Annotated in this window: 2 protein-coding genes; both read left to right on the top strand. The window is 57.2% G+C overall.

Annotated features, from left to right (window positions below):
• Nucleotides 1-519: 519 nt before the first annotated feature.
• Nucleotides 520-942 (top strand): hypothetical protein, encoded by a 423-nt coding sequence (locus C8J25_RS20120; protein WP_107956116.1) that lies wholly within the window; start codon nt 520-522, stop codon nt 940-942.
• Between the two features lie 129 nt (nt 943-1,071).
• Nucleotides 1,072-1,392 carry a hypothetical protein gene (locus C8J25_RS20115; protein WP_107956115.1) on the top strand — a complete coding sequence of 107 codons (321 nt, stop codon included), beginning with the start codon at nt 1,072-1,074 and terminating at the stop codon, nt 1,390-1,392.
• Nucleotides 1,393-1,550 lie beyond the last annotated feature (158 nt).

Here is a 1,550-nt window from a genome sequence, read left to right as displayed (position 1 = left end):
CGCTACCCGTTACGACAAGCTCGCCGCCAACTTCCTCTCAGCCGTAGCTCTCGCAACCGCTGTCGCCTTCTGGCTGTGAATGAGTCTGAGCCCTAGTGCCAATCAATGATCGGCCATGCGGCTCCGCGCTGAACGACGCGTCCAAAAAATCGTGACGGCTACTGCTATTGCTCGAAATGGGATGTTCGCAATGGCCTCAGTCCTACCCCGAAAGGCAGTCTCAACCACGAACGCAGCGCTCACGACGAGAAGCCAAATGACGAGTGGATGGGCAAGGAATCGACGTGACACCTCTTCTGCTAACACGCCGCCCCCGCGTGCGCTATTGAGCGAAAGCGGAATGTCCGGGTTGGGAAGGAATGCTGACTGGCCGCTTTGGGGGGATAACGTATAGTCAGACCCAACCGCCATTATGCGAGCAGACGAAGCTAGACTGCGGGTGCGTGAAGTGACCATAAAATAAAGGGACAAGCTGTGCTCAAGCGACCGGTGACTTTAATATGTGGCCTAGCGTTTGGCATGATGTCCGCCAGCACCATAAGCGCGTCGGTGGCACCGCCTCCACCGTCTTTTATCGATGACATTGCAAAGCAGATCGTGCCCACACCGACGGCCAGCGGTTTTGACCACTATGTCGCTGTGTTCGCTGACGATCTTACGGTCACGATGGATGGAAAGCAGATCGCCCCAAACAAGGTGGCTTGGGTAGCAACCGAGCGTCACAGGCTAGGCAAGGTTGATCGCATCGTGGTTGGTTTCGCAAAGGGGTACGACGCCCTCCTAGTCATAGAGCGATACGATGACAGGTCTGGCCTCTCACCTGAGATGCTTGCGGACCCTCGTTACACGGCGCGGGCCGTGCGCTATGCAGTAGGCTCTGACCATTTAGTCCATAACATCCAGATTGTGCAAACGGATGGGATTCTACAGGCGCCGAATTAACGGTGTGAACGAATGGCTGCTTTCGGAAGCCCTGATCTAGGACCCGAGCGTCCGGCATTGGGCGATTTCAGACTGGCGGCTTTCGGTAGCGGACGGCATGAAAGTAGCCACTGTAACGAAGAGTGCTGGATGACCATCGACAAGATCGCGCTGTTCGAAGCCACGCAGGCCCTTTGGCCAGCAATGGTGAAAGTGTCGGACAATCCGAGCGCGACGCACGAAATATATCGAGCCAATGAGGAGGCGTTTCCCCAGGACGACGACTGGCGGCAACTGGCCCTCTGGGCGTTTCATCAGGCTCTAGGAGTCTATGAAAAGCAGGCGTTGGCGAAGGGTCTGCCCCTGTATCCCCACGAGGTCGCCTTTAGCGAGTTTGATACGCGCATGCGGGCGAACCTGAACGGCGCTGACTGCTGGTCGGACGAGCGAGCAGAATACGAGGGTAGCTGAACGAACGACCGCTTTCGGACAGGCGCTATGCCCTCCTAAAAGGCGACAATTGGGTGACAGTGGCGTAAGCGCGGTCTGAGGGCCGCCTTGTAGGCGGAGCGTTCAACGGGTTGATGGCAGCTCTTTGAACGGGGCCGTAATGTCGGACGAGACTATCG

Origin of the sequence: Sphingomonas faeni (assembly GCF_003053745.1) — a bacterium.
In the GTDB taxonomy this organism is placed as follows: domain Bacteria; phylum Pseudomonadota; class Alphaproteobacteria; order Sphingomonadales; family Sphingomonadaceae; genus Sphingomonas; species Sphingomonas faeni.
This window is presented reverse-complemented; position numbering and strand designations above follow the sequence as displayed.